The following is a 1,949-nucleotide window of genomic DNA, read 5'->3' on the forward strand; positions in this document are numbered from 1 at the left end:
TCCACATATACTGGTCTTTCCCACATTTTTCTAGCCTCAAAGTGAAAAATACCTCTAAGAAAACGTGCTTCGGCAACAATCTGCGCCCGTCTCGCATCTGTAAGACCTTCTTCAACTTTTGCCAAGGTATTAATGGCATCATTCGTAGTGGCTACACCTAAGTATAAACCTCTCCACTTATCACGGATGTGTATGTTAAAATTCTGAAAATCATACTGTTCTATAAAGGACTGCTCTGGCTGATCACCTGCATCAGTACCTTTTAAGGCATCATCCGAAGGAAGGTTGAATACCCAGTTCTGGATTTCGTTGTGCCATGTCTGTCCCTGGAGACCTCCACCTTGTAACATGTTGTAGGATCCTAATAGAATCCCTTCAACACCAGATGCGGTAGCTACATCACCTTCACCAAAAGCCGCTTGTGGCTCTTTAGTTGAGAATTCTTCGGCACATCCTGTCACCAAAAAAAGTGAGGCGACGAACATTAATAATACTGCTTTAATTGTTTTCATTTGCATTATTTTAAATTTCATATTCAATTTTTATTACTGTAAAGTGATATTTAAACCTAAGCTGATTGTTGCAGCTACTGGGTTAAAACCACCGTCATAACCTAAGGTAAGGTTTCTGTTGGAATCTCCTGTTCTTCTCAAGGATACTTCTGGGTTTAATCCTGAGTACTTAGTAAAGGTAGCAACATTTTGCGCTTGTAAGTAAATCTGTGCATTCGCTAGACCAATATCCGTTAAAACGTTTTCAGGAAAATTATAAGTCAATTGTATGTTTCTGATTCTAAAGAAGCTAGCATCTTCAATTAAGTATGAAGAGGGTTGGCTACTTGTAGCATCATCTGCATCCATTATTGGTGTTGTTGCGTTAGGGTTAGCCGCGGTCCATTGCGCTACTGGCGCATTTGGATTAGACGGTTGCCATGCTTCGTTCAAGGCTCTTGTTGATCTGTTACCTTGGAAGGTGTTGAAATCTGCAAAATATCGTACGTAGTTGAATACATCATTTCCTTGAGATCCATTACCAAAAATGTTTAGACTTAAGTCCTTATAGTTAAAATCTAAATTGATACCATAAACAAAATCAGGGTGTGGATTTCCTATGATGGTTCTATCGTCAGAAGTGATAACCCCATCGCCGTTAGTATCTTGAAAACGAAATTTACCTGGTGCGTTATAAGTTCCGAATTGAGGCGCTGCGTTTGCTTCAGCCTCGGATTGAAAGATACCCAACACTTGATAACCGAAATAGGAGGATATAGGAGACCCTGCCTCTGTTACGGTAATGGCAGAGATACGTTCGTTACGTCCAAATATTCGTTCTCCTGGTGAACTTAATGCATCAACTTCAGTTGTATACGCAGAAAGGTTACCATTTACGCTAAACGTAAAATCATCTCCGATTTGTCCGTTATATCCTAAAGCGATGTCAAAACCTTTTGAGGTATTACCACCAACATTTACAGAAGGGGGGCTTGCTTGACCTGCTGTAAAAGTAGGCTGGGCTGGTAGAAGCATATCGGTTATAACACGATCCCAAACGTCAAGACCAAACGTAAATTTGTTGTTAAACATGACCATATCCAAACCTATGTTGTTGGAGGTGGTTGTTTCCCATTTTGCATTAGGATTTCCAAATTGACCTGGTTGAAATCCAATTGTTGGGGAGCTTGTAGAACCATCTATTGGATACCCACCCGTTACAATATCGGACCGGTACGTGGTAAAGGCATTATAATCACCAATCTCTTGGTTACCTGTCTGACCCCAACCGTAACGTAATTTCATATCATCTATCCAATCGACACCGTCCATAAAGCTTTCATCAGAAATTCTCCAACCTAAACTAAAGGCAGGGAAGACTGCACTTCTTGCCGCTGATCTGAAACGAGATGAGGAGTCATTTCTTAACGTAACCTGAGCCAAATACTTACCATCATA

General features: G+C 40.6%; 1 protein-coding gene and 1 pseudogene. Both read right to left on the reverse strand.

The genetic code is table 11. The features are described 5' to 3' along the window. A pseudogene (locus tag Q360_RS23725) lies at window positions 1–512 on the reverse strand (RagB/SusD family nutrient uptake outer membrane protein); the annotation flags it as partial. Window positions 513–545: 33 nt separating this feature from the next. Then, window positions 546–1,949: SusC/RagA family TonB-linked outer membrane protein (locus Q360_RS0116555; protein WP_027078065.1), on the reverse strand; the 1,404-nt coding region annotated here is incomplete at its 5' end.

Origin of the sequence: Maribacter antarcticus DSM 21422 (assembly GCF_000621125.1) — a bacterium.
Lineage (GTDB): Bacteria > Bacteroidota > Bacteroidia > Flavobacteriales > Flavobacteriaceae > Maribacter > Maribacter antarcticus.